At 61.6% G+C, this 13,411-nt stretch carries 10 protein-coding genes, 1 tRNA gene and 2 pseudogenes; 5 read left to right on the forward strand and 8 right to left on the reverse strand.

Going from position 1 to position 13,411, the window contains the following annotated elements; genetic code table 11:
* Positions 1 to 27 precede the first annotated feature (27 nt).
* The gene (locus AACZ55_RS07640) at positions 28 to 327 is read left to right on the forward strand and encodes a PRC-barrel domain containing protein (protein ID WP_338610672.1); all 300 of its coding nucleotides are present in this window, start codon (positions 28 to 30) and stop codon (positions 325 to 327) included.
* Between the two features lie 75 nt (positions 328 to 402).
* Here AACZ55_RS07640 and AACZ55_RS07645 read toward each other — a convergent pair whose 3' ends face one another.
* The gene (locus AACZ55_RS07645; protein WP_339644833.1) at positions 403 to 1,308 is read right to left on the reverse strand and encodes a LysR family transcriptional regulator; all 906 of its coding nucleotides are present in this window, start codon (positions 1,306 to 1,308) and stop codon (positions 403 to 405) included.
* 102 nt (positions 1,309 to 1,410) lie between these two features.
* Here AACZ55_RS07645 and AACZ55_RS07650 point away from each other — a divergent pair, with 102 nt between their 5' ends.
* Complete coding sequence (locus tag AACZ55_RS07650) at positions 1,411 to 2,592, forward strand: MFS transporter (protein WP_339644836.1); 1,182 nt, start codon at positions 1,411 to 1,413, stop codon at positions 2,590 to 2,592.
* 12 nt (positions 2,593 to 2,604) lie between these two features.
* A pseudogene (locus AACZ55_RS07655) lies at positions 2,605 to 3,638 on the forward strand (aldo/keto reductase).
* A gap of 18 nt (positions 3,639 to 3,656) precedes the next feature.
* On the opposite strand, the gene AACZ55_RS07660 reads toward AACZ55_RS07655, so the two are convergent.
* The 4 genes from AACZ55_RS07660 to AACZ55_RS07675 all read right to left on the reverse strand — a co-directional run bounded on the left by AACZ55_RS07660 (position 3,657) and on the right by AACZ55_RS07675 (position 6,833).
* A tRNA-Ser gene (locus tag AACZ55_RS07660) sits at positions 3,657 to 3,746 on the reverse strand.
* Positions 3,747 to 3,822: 76 nt separating this feature from the next.
* Positions 3,823 to 4,716, reverse strand: a complete 894-nt coding sequence (locus tag AACZ55_RS07665) for a DMT family transporter (protein ID WP_338606897.1) — start codon at positions 4,714 to 4,716, stop codon at positions 3,823 to 3,825.
* A 69-nt stretch (positions 4,717 to 4,785) separates the two neighbouring features.
* Complete coding sequence (locus tag AACZ55_RS07670; RefSeq protein WP_339644839.1) at positions 4,786 to 5,754, reverse strand: quinone oxidoreductase; 969 nt, start codon at positions 5,752 to 5,754, stop codon at positions 4,786 to 4,788.
* Positions 5,755 to 5,762: 8 nt separating this feature from the next.
* A complete protein-coding gene (locus AACZ55_RS07675; RefSeq protein WP_339644842.1) occupies positions 5,763 to 6,833 on the reverse strand; it encodes a hypothetical protein in 1,071 nt (356 codons plus the stop codon).
* Between the two features lie 182 nt (positions 6,834 to 7,015).
* Here AACZ55_RS07675 and AACZ55_RS07680 point away from each other — a divergent pair, with 182 nt between their 5' ends.
* Positions 7,016 to 8,170 (forward strand): FAD-dependent monooxygenase, encoded by a 1,155-nt coding sequence (locus AACZ55_RS07680; protein WP_339644845.1) that lies wholly within the window; start codon positions 7,016 to 7,018, stop codon positions 8,168 to 8,170.
* Positions 8,171 to 8,221: 51 nt separating this feature from the next.
* On the opposite strand, the gene AACZ55_RS07685 is transcribed toward AACZ55_RS07680, so the two are convergent.
* The 3 genes from AACZ55_RS07685 to AACZ55_RS07695 form a co-directional block, all read right to left on the reverse strand.
* Positions 8,222 to 8,908 carry an invasion associated locus B family protein gene (locus AACZ55_RS07685; RefSeq protein ID WP_338606901.1) on the reverse strand — a complete coding sequence of 229 codons (687 nt, stop codon included), beginning with the start codon at positions 8,906 to 8,908 and terminating at the stop codon, positions 8,222 to 8,224.
* Positions 8,909 to 9,047: 139 nt separating this feature from the next.
* On the reverse strand, positions 9,048 to 12,530 hold the full coding sequence (gene mfd, locus AACZ55_RS07690) for a transcription-repair coupling factor (RefSeq protein WP_339644848.1): 3,483 nt from the start codon (positions 12,528 to 12,530) through the stop codon (positions 9,048 to 9,050).
* Positions 12,531 to 12,534: 4 nt separating this feature from the next.
* Positions 12,535 to 12,807 carry a succinate dehydrogenase assembly factor 2 gene (locus tag AACZ55_RS07695; protein ID WP_339644850.1) on the reverse strand — a complete coding sequence of 91 codons (273 nt, stop codon included), beginning with the start codon at positions 12,805 to 12,807 and terminating at the stop codon, positions 12,535 to 12,537.
* Positions 12,808 to 12,934: 127 nt separating this feature from the next.
* Here AACZ55_RS07695 and AACZ55_RS07700 point away from each other — a divergent pair.
* Positions 12,935 to 13,411 (forward strand): annotated as a pseudogene (locus tag AACZ55_RS07700) (ATP-dependent DNA helicase RecG); the annotation flags it as partial.

The following is a 13,411-nucleotide window of genomic DNA, read 5'->3' on the forward strand; positions in this document are numbered from 1 at the left end:
CACACTCAAAAAAGAGGAGCCTTAATGATGGATCACTCCAATCATGTTCGCCTCAGCGAAGCCGAGCTCAATGAAGCAACCTTGCAGGACGCCACCGTTTACGGCGCCGACGACCACAAAGTCGGAAAGGTGTCACACCTGCATGGCGTGGGTGCGAGCGCCCAGGCGGTGATCGATGTCGGCGGATTTCTCGGCATCGGGTCCAAACCCGTCGCCGTCGCTGTCAATCAGCTCGATTTCATGCGTGATGAAAATGGCGAAGTGCATGCGGTAACCGGCTGGACCAAGGATGCGCTCGAGGACATGCCCGAGCATCATCATCATTGATTGCATGACGCGAAGACGCAAAGGGCCCCTGCCTTGGCAGGGGTCTTTTTATGTCGGGCGTGTCCTTTCAAAGGGTCAGGCAACTCTTCCATATCTGGCGAGGAAATCGAGCAGTGCCCTGACACGCGAGGGGAGAGGGCCGCCCTGCCCCACATAGACGGCGTGGAAGGGTTCAGGGTCGCCAGAGACAAGGTGGCCGAGCACCGGGACGAGGCGCCCCGCTGCGATATCGTCTCTCACGGTAAAGGCAGCGAGCCTGGCGAGACCTACGCCGGACAGAGCCAGCTGGCGCAACGCCTCACCGTCGCTCACTTGCACACGACCCGTGGCCGGCACAACAACGGCTTTGCCATTCTCGCAAAGTGCCCAGCCGTCGACGGCGCGGGCGTATCCGAAACCGAGGCGGTCATGGTTTTGAAGATCAGCGATGCTGTGCGGTTCGCCGCGACGTTCGAGATAGGATGGCGCGGCAACGATCAGCAGCGGCGTTTCACCAAGCTTGCGGGCAACAAGGCTCGAACTTTTTAACGGTCCGGCCCGGATCGCGACATCCATGCGTTCGGCCAGAAGATCGACCACGGCATCGGTTTGCACGATGTCGAGGGTGACACCGGGGTGGCGCGCGAGAAAATCGGGCAGCAATGGTGCAAGGATATGGGTGGCGTAGGATGCGCTGGTGTTGATGCGCACCCGTCCAATCGCCTCCTCGCCAATGCTTGCTGCCCGTTCGGCATCTTCGAGATCAGCCAGAACGCGTGTTGCGCGCTCATAGAAGGTGCAGCCCTCGGGCGTCAGCTGGAGTTGGCGAGTCGAGCGATTGAGCAATCGGGTGCCCAGGCGGGCTTCCAGCCGCGCGATCAGCTTGCTCACGGCCGAGGGCGTCATGCGTCCGGCGCGGGCGGCGGGCGAAAAGCCGCCGAGTTCGACCACCCGCACAAACACTTCCATCTCGCCGGATCGGTTGACGTCAAGTCGCGCCATAATGACTTCATCTCACAAGTGCTATTCCAGAAGGCATTCTATTTCATCGCGTACCGAAGGTCTATCTTTCGGACATCAGTTTTGGATGGATAGAGATTTCATATGCCTTTGGCACTTTATGCCCTGACAGTCGGCGCTTTCGGCGTTGGCGTCACCGAATTTGTCATCATGGGCCTTCTTTTGGAGGTCAGTCGTGAATTGAACGTCACCATAGCGGCGGCGGGCCTTTTGATTTCGGGGTACGCGCTTGGCGTGACCGTCGGCGCCCCGGTGCTTACCGTGCTCACGGCACGCTGGCCGCGCAAGCGCGTGTTGATCGGGCTGATGGTGATCTTCGTCGTCGGCAATGCTGCGTGCGCTCTCGCTCCGAGTTATGGGTGGCTGATGGCGGCGCGGGTGCTCACGGCGCTGACCCACGGCACGTTCTTCGGCGTCGGCGCTGTGGTGGCGACGGGGCTTGTTTCCGAGGACAAGCGCGCTTCGGCCATTGCCATCATGTTCACCGGTCTGACTGTGGCGACTGTCCTCGGCGTGCCGTTTGGTACCTGGCTTGGCCAACACTATGGCTGGCGGGCAACCTTCTGGGCCGTCACTGGAGTGGGGCTCGTTGCCATCGCTGTTCTCGCCTTTCTGGTGCCCCAAGACCGAACACGACCGCAAGCATCGGATTGGCGGGCAGATTTCCGCGCCATGGCCCGGCGCCCTGTGCTGCTTGGTCTTTTGACGACCGTGTTCGGGTATGCGGGTGTTTTTGCGGTCTTTACCTATATCGCGCCCTTGCTGACCGAGATCGGCGGGTTTGACGACAGTGCGGTCTCGCCGATCCTGCTGGTGTTCGGGGGCGGTCTGTTTGTGGGGAATTTGCTGGGCGGCAGGTTCGCCGACCGGGGCCTTGTCCCCTCCATCTTCGGAACATTGGTGGGACTCACCCTCGTCCTGGGGCTGATGAGTTTTGCCTTCGGCAATCAATTTACCGCCGTGCTTTTCGCCGGCCTGCTTGGCGCGACCGGATTTGCCACGGTAGCGCCCCTGCAGATGTGGGTACTTTCAAGGGCCGAAGGGGCCGGCCAGAGCCTCGCATCGAGCTTCAACATCGGCGCTTTCAATCTCGGCAATGCCCTTGGTGCGTGGACTGGCGGCCTGGTTATCGACCACGGGCCTGGCCTCATCCTCGTGCCGGCCATCGCCACACTGTTTCCGCTTCTCGCCCTCGCCACCGCTCTGATTGCCGTTCGAACCGTCGGACGGCCCCTGGCGAAACCCGCTTGCAATCCTATCGTCTAAGGAGTTTTTATCATGGATTACAGACCGCTCGGCAAATCCGGCCTCAAGGTGCCGGTTCTCAGCTTCGGCGCCGGCACGTTCGGTGGGGCCGGCCCACTATTTGGCAATTGGGGCACTTCCGATGCCATTGAAGCCGGCCGCCTCGTCGACATCTGTCTTGAAGCGGGGGTCAATTTGTTCGACACCGCCGATGTCTATTCTGACGGCGCCTCTGAAGAGGTTCTGGGGCAAGCCATCAAGGGCAAGCGCGATGCCGTGCTGATCTCCACCAAGACCGGGCTTCCGATGGGGGATGGGCCCAATGACGGCGGATCCTCCCGCTTCCGTCTGGTTCGCGCCGTCGAGGATGCGCTGCGCCGCCTTGAGACGGACCATATCGACATACTCCAACTTCATGCCTTCGACATCGCGACCCCGGTCGAGGAGGTGCTTTCAACGCTCGATATGCTGGTCCGCGCCGGCAAGGTTCGCTATGTCGGAGTGTCAAATTTCTCGGCTGGCAGGTGATGAAATCGCTGGCCATGGCCGACCGTCGCGGTTGGCCGCGCTATGTTGCCAATCAGGTCTACTATTCGCTGGTCGGGCGCGACTATGAGTGGGAATTGATGCCGCTCGGGCAGGATCAGGGGCTCGGTGCGCTGGTCTGGAGTCCGCTGGGCTGGGGGCGGCTGACGGGGAAAATCCGGCGCGGGGCGCCGTTGCCGGAGGGCAGCCGTCTGCACGAAACCGCAAGCTTTGGTCCGCCGGTGGATGAGGAGCACCTCTATGGCGTTGTCGAGGCTCTCGATGCGGTAGCTGAGGAATCCGGCAAGACCGTTGCGCAGGTCGCGCTCAACTGGTTGCTGCAACGCCCCACAGTCTCATCAGTCATTGTCGGGGCGCGCAACGAAGAGCAATTGCGCCAGAATCTGGGTGCGGTCGGCTGGAATCTGACCGCTGAGCAGGTCGCCAGGCTCGATGATGCCAGTGCCGTGACGGCTCCCTATCCCTATTTCCCCTATCGCCGGCAGGAGGGATTTGCACGGCTCAATCCGCCGATGGTCTGACCCCTTGCGTCTGGAAGATGGCGGGTGGGGGGAGATTCGAACTCCCGAGACGCTCTCACGCCCGCCGGTTTTCAAGACCGGTGCAATCAACCACTCTGCCACCCACCCGTTGAGCCGCAAGCCCATGTGAGGGCTGGCCGATTGATTTGCGGTTTAGCTGTTCGGTGCGAAGCTGTCCAGAGGATCAGATGACCGTTACCGGCGGTTTGCGCCGCGGGCGGGCAATCATGTCCTTGGAGGCCAGCGCCGCACCGCCCGTGATGAGCAGGCAGGCGAGGGCGACGGGCATGGTGAGGGCACTGATGCCGAACACGATCAGCAGCAGGGTCGAGAGCAGCGGTGCAGCATAGCTGGCTGCGCCGAGGACCTGGATGTTGCCATGCTTGACACCGTAGTCCCAGACAAAGAACGCGCCCCCCACCGGCATCAGGCCCATGCCGAAGACGGCCAGCCATTGAACGGTATTGGCGGGCATCACCGTTTCCTCGAGCGTTATGTGGCAGACAAGCGAAAGCAGGGCAGCGGCGGCGCAGTACCAGGTGACCATGCGAGTGGGGACCTGGGCGAAGCGTCGCGAGATCAGTGAATAGCTGGCCCAGGTGAAGGCGGCGAGGACGCCGATACCGTAGCCGAACATATATTCGGGCTCGAAGGCAAAGCGGCCGCCATTCGACACGATCAGCACCGTGCCGGCCAGGCCCAGCAAGGCGCCGGCCACGTGATGCCAGCGCAACCCTTCGCCGGGCATCAGGGCCGAGCCCAGAACAATCAGCAGTGGCCAGAGGTAATTTATCAGATTGGCCTCGACCACCGGAGCGTTCCGGACGGCCGAAAAATAGAAGAAATGATAGCCGAACAGGCCCGCAACGCCGACGACCCAGGCCATGAGCGGGACTTTTGCAGCCGGCGTGCGGGGCTTGCCGCGTCGTCCGGTTGCTGCAAGGCCGACAAGCGTCGCCACGGCAAACGAGAAGGTGCACAAGAGGAATGGTGGCACCTGTCCCGACAGGCTCGAGAACAACGCCAGAAGCGACCACATAAGGATGGCCGAAAATCCAATCAGCGTTGCACGAACCACCGGTTATTTCCCTGCCTGCCGCCTTGAACGAAGGCCGTATCACAGCCTTCGTCCCCGCGACAGAGGCAATCAGGGCAGCAGGATGGTCGAGCCGACGGTTTTGCGGCCTTCGAGCGCCCGGTGGGCATCGGCAGCTTCGGAAAGCGCAAAGCGCTGGCCGATATGGGGTTTGACGGCGCCCGATTCGACAGCTGCGAAAAGCGCCTTGGCGCCGGCCAGCAGAGCCGGACGTTCGGCGAAGTAGTGGGCGCCTGTCGGGCGGGTGACAAACAGCGAACCCTTGCGGGCCAGAATGCCCAGATCGGGGACGGAAACCGGGCCGGTGGCGTTGCCGTAGCTGACCATGAGGCCCATCGGCCGCAGGCAATCGAGCGATTTCTCGAAGGTGTCCTGCCCTACCCCGTCGTAAACCACATCGACGCCCTTGCCGTTGGTCAATTCGCGGACGCGCACGGCGAAATCTTCTTCGGAATAGTTGATGACCTCGTCGCAGCCATTGGCCTTGGCCAGCGCGACCTTATCGGGATTACCAGCGGTGCCGATGACGCGGGCACCGATCGATTTGGCCCATTGGCAGGCAATGAGCCCCATGCCACCGGCTGCGGCCTGAAACAGGATGGTTTCGCCCGAACGTACGGGCCATGTGAGAAACAGCAGGTAGTAGGCCGTGAGGCCCTTGAGCATGATGGCGGCCGCGGTTTCGTAATCAATCGATTCGGGCAGCAGAACGGCCTTTGCCGCCGGCATGATCCGCTCCTCGGTGTAGGCACCGATGGTGCCCTGATAGGCAATGCGATCGCCGGGCTTGAAGCCGGTGACCCCGGCGCCAACCGAAATCACCTCGCCGGCGCCTTCGGAGCCGGGAATCAGGGGCAGCGGATTGGGATAGAGACCGGTGCGGTGATAGGTATCGATGAAGTTGACGCCGATGGCGTGATGGCGGACCCGAATTTCGCCCGAACCGGGCTCTCCAACCTCGACATCGCGGAAATCGAGTGCTTCGGGGCCACCAAATTGGTCAACGACAATGGCTTTCATATTCCTGCCTATTCTCTTTTTCTGGCCGTGCGCAGCCTCGGAGGGCGGCGCCTGAGTACGGGTTTTTTCCGGCGCGACCTTTGCACAGCGGTATCGCGTTCGCCAAGGGGCGGTTCGTCGCTGTCGGGGATTTCGTCCGGCAACGGCCCCTCGGCGGGAGCAGGTTCGTTGATCTCATCCGGCGCGGGATCACTGAAATCTTCGGTTTCCAAAACGGTATCGGGTACGTCCTCGAAGATGGGGTCCACTGACCGCGGCGCGCTGGCGGACCCATCATCGGGAACAGGAATAGATGGCTCCAGGCTGGGTTCGGCGCGATCCTGGACGGGCATGGCGGCGGGCATCGAAATCGATGGCTGGCTGGCAGGCGTGCGATGGATGAGCTTGGAGAAGGCAAGCACGAGCAAGCCCGCGCCAATGGCGATGTAGAGATAGTCGCGGAGAACCGACATGCCGAGGCCCTCAGCCATCAGCACGGTGCCCACGACGAACAAGATACCCAGCGCCACCGCCTGGATCGCGGCGTGGCGGGCGATGAATGAGGCGATGGGACCGGAAGCGAAAAACAGGATCACGATCGCGGCAATTATGGCGATGACCATGGCCGGAACGTAGGCCGTCATGCCGATGGCGAGGATGATCGAATCGACAGAAAAGATAACGCTGAGGGCCACAAGCTGGGCGATTGCCAGCGTGGGGCTTTCGGAAAATGCCGGGTCTGGGCCATCGTGAGGAACCAGGTGGGGTTCAACCATAAGGTGAAGTTCGGTGACGGCCCTATAGATCAGAAACAGGCCACCGGCCAAGAGGACGACCCCGCCCCAGGTGGGGGACCAGCCGGCGATGCTGAAGGCCGATCGCTGCAGGCCAAGAAGCCAGAGCAGAATCGCCAGCAATGCCAATCGGAAGAGAGTGCCTAAGACGGCTGTCAGAACCTTGGCACGGCGACGCTGCTCATCGGGCAGGCCCGCTGCCCGGCTCAAACACTGATTGGCGTTTTCGGCTCCCAACACCACTTCGATGCAGGTCAACAGAATGAGGCTGGCCCAGAAGGCCGGTTCGACGACGAAATCCAGCATTTTTGCCCTCAGCGGTTGGAACACGGGCATCCATCTGATGCCCATGGCAAGAACGGCGACCGCCCCGGCGCGCGATGTGTGCACATTTGCGGGCAACAACGGCAATAAAGCGGCAGAGCCATTTGCGCGGCTTGCGAGGGCGATCCCGGCGGCTTACATCTTGGTCAATCATCGAGGTGAAAATGGCCAATCACACACAGGTCGCCGTTATCGGCGGCGGGCTCGTTGGCAAGGCGACCGCGGTTGCGGCGGCCAATGCCGGGTTCTCAACCCTTCATGTGGCACCCGACGCGCCTGTGGACCGCAGGACTTCGGCGCTGATGGGGCCGTCGGTCGACTACATGATCGACGCAGGGTTGATCGATGACCCTGAAACGCTGGGCACACCTCTCACGCGCATCCGGATCATCGATGCGACCGGCAGGCCTTTACGCGCGCCGGAGACCGTATTCAGTGCGTCGGAAATCGGGCACCGGGCCTTTGGATGGAATTTTGCCAATGCCCGGCTCGGGGAGAGTTTTTCGCAGGCGGCAGCGGGGAATGAAAACCTCGACCGCCGAGCCGCGACGCTCAAATCGGCAAGTCGGGTCGATGGGGTGTGGCATCTCGAACTTGGCGATGGCGGCACATTGACTGCCGAGTTGCTGGTTGGGGCCGATGGCAAAGGCTCCAGCGTGCGCAAGGCCGCGGGGATTTCGATGCGGGAGCGCAAGTTCGACCAGGCCGCACTCGTTTGCGATCTGGAGCTTGAGCGCGGGCTCGATGGGGAATCGGTGGAATTTCACTATCCCAATGGGCCGTTCACGCTGGTTCCGGCGGGTGGAAATCGCGCCAATCTGGTGTGGATCGACAGGCTGGAAACACTTGAGGACGCGCGGCGAGAACCGGAGCACCTAATTTCCCTTCTCAACGCAAAGTCGGGGCACCTTTTCGGGACGATATCGGCGGCCAGCCCCAGTTTCGTGTTTCCGCTGTCACTTCTCTCGGTTGATGTGGCCGGGCGCGACGCTGCGGTGCTGGTGGGCGAATCGGCCCATGCGTTTCCGCCCATCGGCGCACAGGGCCTCAATCTGGGTCTGCGGGACGTGGCAAACCTTAACGCCTGCCTCAAGGCGGCCAATCCGGGATCATATGGCTGGGCCGATGCCGTGGCGCGCAGCTATGGCGTGGCCCGGCGGGGCGATCTGACGCGGACCGGGGCTTTTGTTGGCGGCTTGTTTACGTCCCTGCTCTCGCCTCATTTGCCGGCCCAGGCGTTGCGGAGCGTGGGGCTTTGGGGACTCAAGACAATCCCACTGCTGCGAAAACAGGCTATATCTTTTGGGATGGGACAATAAAAAAGGCGGACCGAATGGTCCGCCTTTTCCGTATGAAAATCCGGTTGCGCCCTATTGGGCCGGCGCTTCTTCGACGGGAGCACTTTCGGCCGGAGCGGCCTCGCCGCCTTCCATCTCCTCGCGGAGTTGGTTGGCACGGTCCTGAAGGACATTTTCAAGCACGTTCTCGGTCGAATTGGCCTGGTTGAGCTCTTCGATCGAGACGCCTTCGGGATTGTCATAGACTGCCGTGAAGCCCGCGAGCGTGATATCGATCGTGATATCTTCGTTCTGACGGTTCTTGGCGGTCAGGGTAAGGGTGCTGCCGCGCTTGAGGCTCTGGATGTAGGATTCGTTGATAACGAGCTGGGCAGAGCAGGCCTGCGGGTCGCACAGCATGTAGGGGACGCGCACGGGCTTGCCGCTGTCGATCTGCCAGGTCAGGCCGAAGGGCAACAGCACGCCGATCGGGACGGAAGCGACAGCAAGAAGACGGCTTTCCTGGCTGGGATCGTCGCGCAGGAGGAACGAGCCCGTGAACACGCCGGTGTTGCTGACCACCTGGCGCATGATGCACGCTTGGCCGCCATCGTCGAGATCGCTACAGACCTTGAGCCAATTGTCTTCGGCCGAGCCCTCAGAGGTTTCGGCCTGGTCGATCATTCCCGCGTCTGCGGACTGCGCATGGACGGCGCCGGCCATTGAAACGGCCAGTCCCGTGGCAACAGCGCCGGCAAGTATCGCGTTTTTGAGTTTCATGGACATTCCTGTTGCTCTGGGCAGGTAGACCCTGCCGGAATCATAAGGTTCAGACACGTTCAAGAGCGGCGAAATCGGGCAATAGCATGACGTTGAGACACTGCCAATGCGCTTGGACCACTCGTGTTGCTTAAAGGTGTCACTGGCCAGCGGCGAGGCCGGCCAGTCGCGAAAGGATCGCAGCGCTGCCTTTGAGCCGCTGCTCGGCAGTCGGCCAGTTGCGCGCGAACATGATTTTCTGATCGGGACGCAGCCGGGCCGCCTGGCCAGGATCTGCAATATGGCGCACCAATCCGGCAGGATTTGGGAAAACGCCATTGCGCAGCGTGATAAGCGCGCCCTTGGGGCCGGCATCGACCTTTTCGACATTGGCGGCACGACACAGGGATTTGATGAGCACGACCTTGAGCAGCGCCTCGACCTCCTCGGGCAGTGGGCCGAACCGGTCGATCATTTCCGCGCCGACGCCGTCGATTTCGTTGGCATCGGTCAGATCGCCCAAGCGGCGGTAAAGCTGCATACGGACCTGAAGGTCGGGCACGTAGGCCTCCGGGATCATCACGGGCATGCCAAGAGAAATCTGCGGCGACCACTGTCCGGCCTCTTCCTCCTCGGCCGACTGCCCTGCCCTTAATGAGGCTACCGCCTCTTCGAGCATGGACTGGTAGAGCTCGAACCCCACTTCGCGGATGTGACCGGACTGCTCTTCGCCCAGGAGATTGCCGGCGCCGCGAATATCGAGATCGTGGCTGGCAAGCTGGAAGCCGGCGCCAAGCGATTCGAGGGATTGGAGCACCTGGAGGCGGCGCTGGGCCTGATCATTGAGCTTGCGGTCTGCCGGCACCGTGAAAATGGCGTAGGCGCGGGTCTTGGAACGACCGATGCGCCCACGGATCTGATAGAGCTGGGCGAGGCCGAACTTGTCGGCGCGGTGCACAATGAGCGTATTGGCTGTCGGCACATCCAAGCCCGATTCCACGATGGTGGTGGCGACAAGCACATCGAACTTGCCATCATAAAAGGCGTTCATGGTGTCATCGAGCTGTTGTGGCGCCATTTGCCCGTTGGCGACCACGAAACTGACCTCGGGAACATGGTCCGTCAGAAATTGCGCGATGTCGGCCTGATCGGAAATGCGCGGGCAGACATAGAAGGCCTGCCCGCCACGATATTTTTCGCGCAGCAGGGCTTCACGCACGACAAGCGGGTCGAAGGGCGACACGAAGGTGCGGATGGCGAGGCGATCGACGGGAGGCGTCGCAAGCAGCGACAGGTCGCGCACGCCGGTCAGGGCCAGTTGTAGGGTGCGCGGGATGGGCGTTGCCGATAGGGTGAGGACGTGGACGTTGGCGCGCATCTCCTTGAGGCGCTCCTTGTGTGCGACGCCGAAATGCTGCTCCTCATCGACGATCATCAGGCCAATGTCGCGGAACTGAATCGATTTCGACAGCAGGGCGTGGGTGCCCACGACGATATCGACGCTGCCGTCCTTGAGCCCTTCCTTGGTCGCCTTGAGTTCGGCGGCGGGCACAAGCCTGGAAGCCTGACGCACACGCACCGGCAGACCGGAGAAACGGTCCGAAAAGGTTTTGAAGTGCTGGCGGGACAGCAGGGTCGTGGGCACGACAATGGCGACCTGACGCCCGCTCATGGCCATGACGAAGGCGGCGCGCAACGCCACTTCGGTCTTGCCGAAGCCCACATCGCCGCAGACCAGCCGGTCCATGATGCGACCGGAAGTGAGGTCGTCGAACACGGCGTCGATAGTCGCGAGTTGATCCTCGGTTTCCTCGTAAGGGAACCGGGCGCAGAACTCGTCGTAAGCGCCCGTCTGGACTTCGATGGGATCGGTATGGGCCGTCTGGCGGGCGGCAGCGATCTTGATGAGCTGCTCAGCCATGTCGCGGATGCGTTTTTTAAGCTTGGACTTCTTGGCCTGCCAGGCAACGCCGCCCAGTTTGTCGAGTTCGGCGCCTTCAGCGCCATAGCGCGAGAGCAGTTCGATATTTTCGACCGGAAGGTAGAGCTTGTCGCCTTTGGCGTATTCGATCTCAACGCAATCATGGGGTGCGCCCTGCACCTCGATGGCTTTGAGGCCGATGAACCGCCCGATGCCGTGATCGACGTGGACGACAAGATCGCCAGCAGAAAGGGCGCTCGCTTCGGTGAGCGCGTCGGACGCCTTTTTACGCCGGGCCTGGCGGATGATGCGTTCGCCGAGGATGTCCTGTTCGGACAGGACGGCGATATCATCTGTCAGATAGCCGGTTTCGAGTGGCAGGACGACGAGGCCGAGCTGGCCGATTTTGAGCAGATCGACCTGTTTCCAGTTCTCGAGCTTTTTGACTGCCTTAAGGCCGTGATCCTTGAGCACCTGGCCCATGCGGTCGCGGGTGCCTTCGGTCCAGCATGAAATGACGGTCCTACGCCCTGCCCTCGCCTCGGTCTTGATGCGCGAAATGACCGCTTCAAACAGGTTGGTATCTGCCGCCTGGCGTTCGGCGGCAAAGCTGGGCGCCAGATGACCGGCGCAGTCGATGACGGGCAGGTTCTCATCGGCGGGCAGGAAGGGCGAAAGTTCGGAAATCTCGTGGCCACGGGCCAACTCGTATGGCCCCTGCTCCACGTTATAGAGCAGTTCGGGTTTAAGCGGCTTGTAAGGTGCGCCGGCGGTGCTGCCCTGCTCGCGGGCCTCCTTGCGGGCGCTGTAATAGTCGAGGATCTGGTCGCGGCGCTCGGTATAGGCCTCGCGAGACTGATCGTCGAAATAGACAGGGGCATCGCCGATATAGGCGGGCAGCGTTTCCATCTCATCGTAAAAGAAGGGCAACCAGTGCTCCATGCCCGCAAAACGCTGCCCGGCGCTGATGGCGCCATAGAGCGGGTCGTCGGCCGTGTTGCCGCCGAAAGCGGTTGTGTAGTTGCGGCGGAAGCGCCGGATCGTGTCTTCGGTGAGCATCGCCTCGCTCATGGGAACGAGGGTGACCGATTTGACATTGCCGGTGGTGCGCTGGCTTTCGGGATCGAAAGCGCGAATGGTTTCAAGCTGCTGGCCGAAAAAGTCAAAGCGCAGTGGAGCATCGTGGCCGGCGGGGTAGAGATCAACCAGTCCGCCCCGCACCGCGTATTCGCCAGCTTCGCGCACCGTGGGCACGCGCAGATAGCCATTGTTGGTGGCCCATCCGATCAGCTTTACACTATCGACCATGCGTCCGGCCGCTGCCGAAAATGTCATGGCGGCGACCACATCACGCGGCACGACGCGCTGAATGAGCGCATTGACGGCGGTGAGGACGATGGTGCCCTTGATCGCGGGATCGACCAGTTGGGCCAGTGCCGACATGCGGGCGGCGATGGTTACGGCGTTCGGCGAAACGCGATCATAGGGCAGACAGTCCCAGGCGGGAAAGATCAGCACGGGATGGCCGGGCAACATGGTTTGCAGGATATCGGCCATGCGCTGCAGGCGACGACCATCACGCGCAACAAAGATAATAGAAACAGGTGCTTGTGGCGCTTCTTTCAGGCGTTGCTCGATTTCGCGCGCCAACACCGCCGGCTGCATGCCGTCGGGAAGGTTGGCCAGAATCCTTGAGGGTCTGTCGCGCAGCAAATCGTCCATGAAACTAGTTCTGTGAAATCTTGTGGTTGCGGATCGTGTCGATCAGGGCGCGATCGGCGGTGTCGGGAATGTCGCTCTGGCCCATGAGCCAAGCCTGAAGGTCGGTTTCCTCGTGGTCCATCAGGGCCTCGAGGCGATCGAGCATTTCGGCATCGAGCGAATCGAGATGATCGGCGACGAATCCGCCGATCAAAATATCCATTTCCTGGGTGCCGCGATGCTGGGCGCGATAAAGCGCGCGCTTGCGGCGCATTTCGATGGCGTTTGTGTCGGTCATGGTCCAGACAGATATTGAGGCTCGGGACCGCAGTTATTAGAGACATTTGGTGGCGCTGTCAGCCTTTTGCCATGGCACACAAGCATATATCGTTCCGTTTCCGTTCATATTAGCCCAGTTTTGAGTCGTGCCCCGCCCCGATCTGCTGAACCCGCTGTTCAAATCGCTCAAATCGATGAAAGGCGTCGGGCCGCAACTGGGCGCGCTGTTCGCCAGGTTCTTTGGCGCGCCCGACGGGCAGGACGCCGTGGTTCTCGATGTGCTCATGCACATGCCGTCCGGGGTTATCGATAGGCGCGCGCAGAACGGGGTGGCCTATGCGCCTGTCGGATCGATCGCCACGCTGAAGCTTCATATCGACGAGCATATCGTGCCGCCACGCAACAGCCGGGCGCCGTTGCGAATCAAGGCGCATGACGAAACGGGAGAGATCACGCTGAGCTTTTTCGGGGCTAGAGGCGGCTGGGTGGAAAAGCAATTGCCGATCGGCGAAATCCGGTACGTCTCCGGGGAAATCGGTTTTTTCGGTCGCGAAAAGCAGATGACGCATCCCGATTACATCGTGGAGCCCGACAATCTCGCGAGCCTGCCGATGGTCGAGCCG

Source organism: uncultured Pelagibacterium sp., from assembly GCF_963972885.1.
Classification (GTDB): Bacteria; Pseudomonadota; Alphaproteobacteria; order Rhizobiales; family Devosiaceae; genus Pelagibacterium; species Pelagibacterium nitratireducens.

What these genes read in the sequence shown, in the direction of transcription:
- AACZ55_RS07675 (WP_339644842.1), bottom strand. Translation starts at nt 6,833, where the DNA reads ATGCTGGATTTCGTCGTCGAACCGGCCTTCTGGGCCAGCCTCATTCTG.
- AACZ55_RS07640 (WP_338610672.1), top strand. Translation starts at nt 28, where the DNA reads ATGGATCACTCCAATCATGTTCGCCTCAGCGAAGCCGAGCTCAATGAA.
- AACZ55_RS07645 (WP_339644833.1), bottom strand. Translation starts at nt 1,308, where the DNA reads ATGGCGCGACTTGACGTCAACCGATCCGGCGAGATGGAAGTGTTTGTG.
- AACZ55_RS07650 (WP_339644836.1), top strand. Translation starts at nt 1,411, where the DNA reads ATGCCTTTGGCACTTTATGCCCTGACAGTCGGCGCTTTCGGCGTTGGC.
- AACZ55_RS07685 (WP_338606901.1), bottom strand. Translation starts at nt 8,908, where the DNA reads ATGAAACTCAAAAACGCGATACTTGCCGGCGCTGTTGCCACGGGACTG.
- mfd (WP_339644848.1), bottom strand. Translation starts at nt 12,530, where the DNA reads ATGGACGATTTGCTGCGCGACAGACCCTCAAGGATTCTGGCCAACCTT.
- AACZ55_RS07670 (WP_339644839.1), bottom strand. Translation starts at nt 5,754, where the DNA reads ATGAAAGCCATTGTCGTTGACCAATTTGGTGGCCCCGAAGCACTCGAT.
- AACZ55_RS07695 (WP_339644850.1), bottom strand. Translation starts at nt 12,807, where the DNA reads ATGACCGACACAAACGCCATCGAAATGCGCCGCAAGCGCGCGCTTTAT.
- AACZ55_RS07680 (WP_339644845.1), top strand. Translation starts at nt 7,016, where the DNA reads ATGGCCAATCACACACAGGTCGCCGTTATCGGCGGCGGGCTCGTTGGC.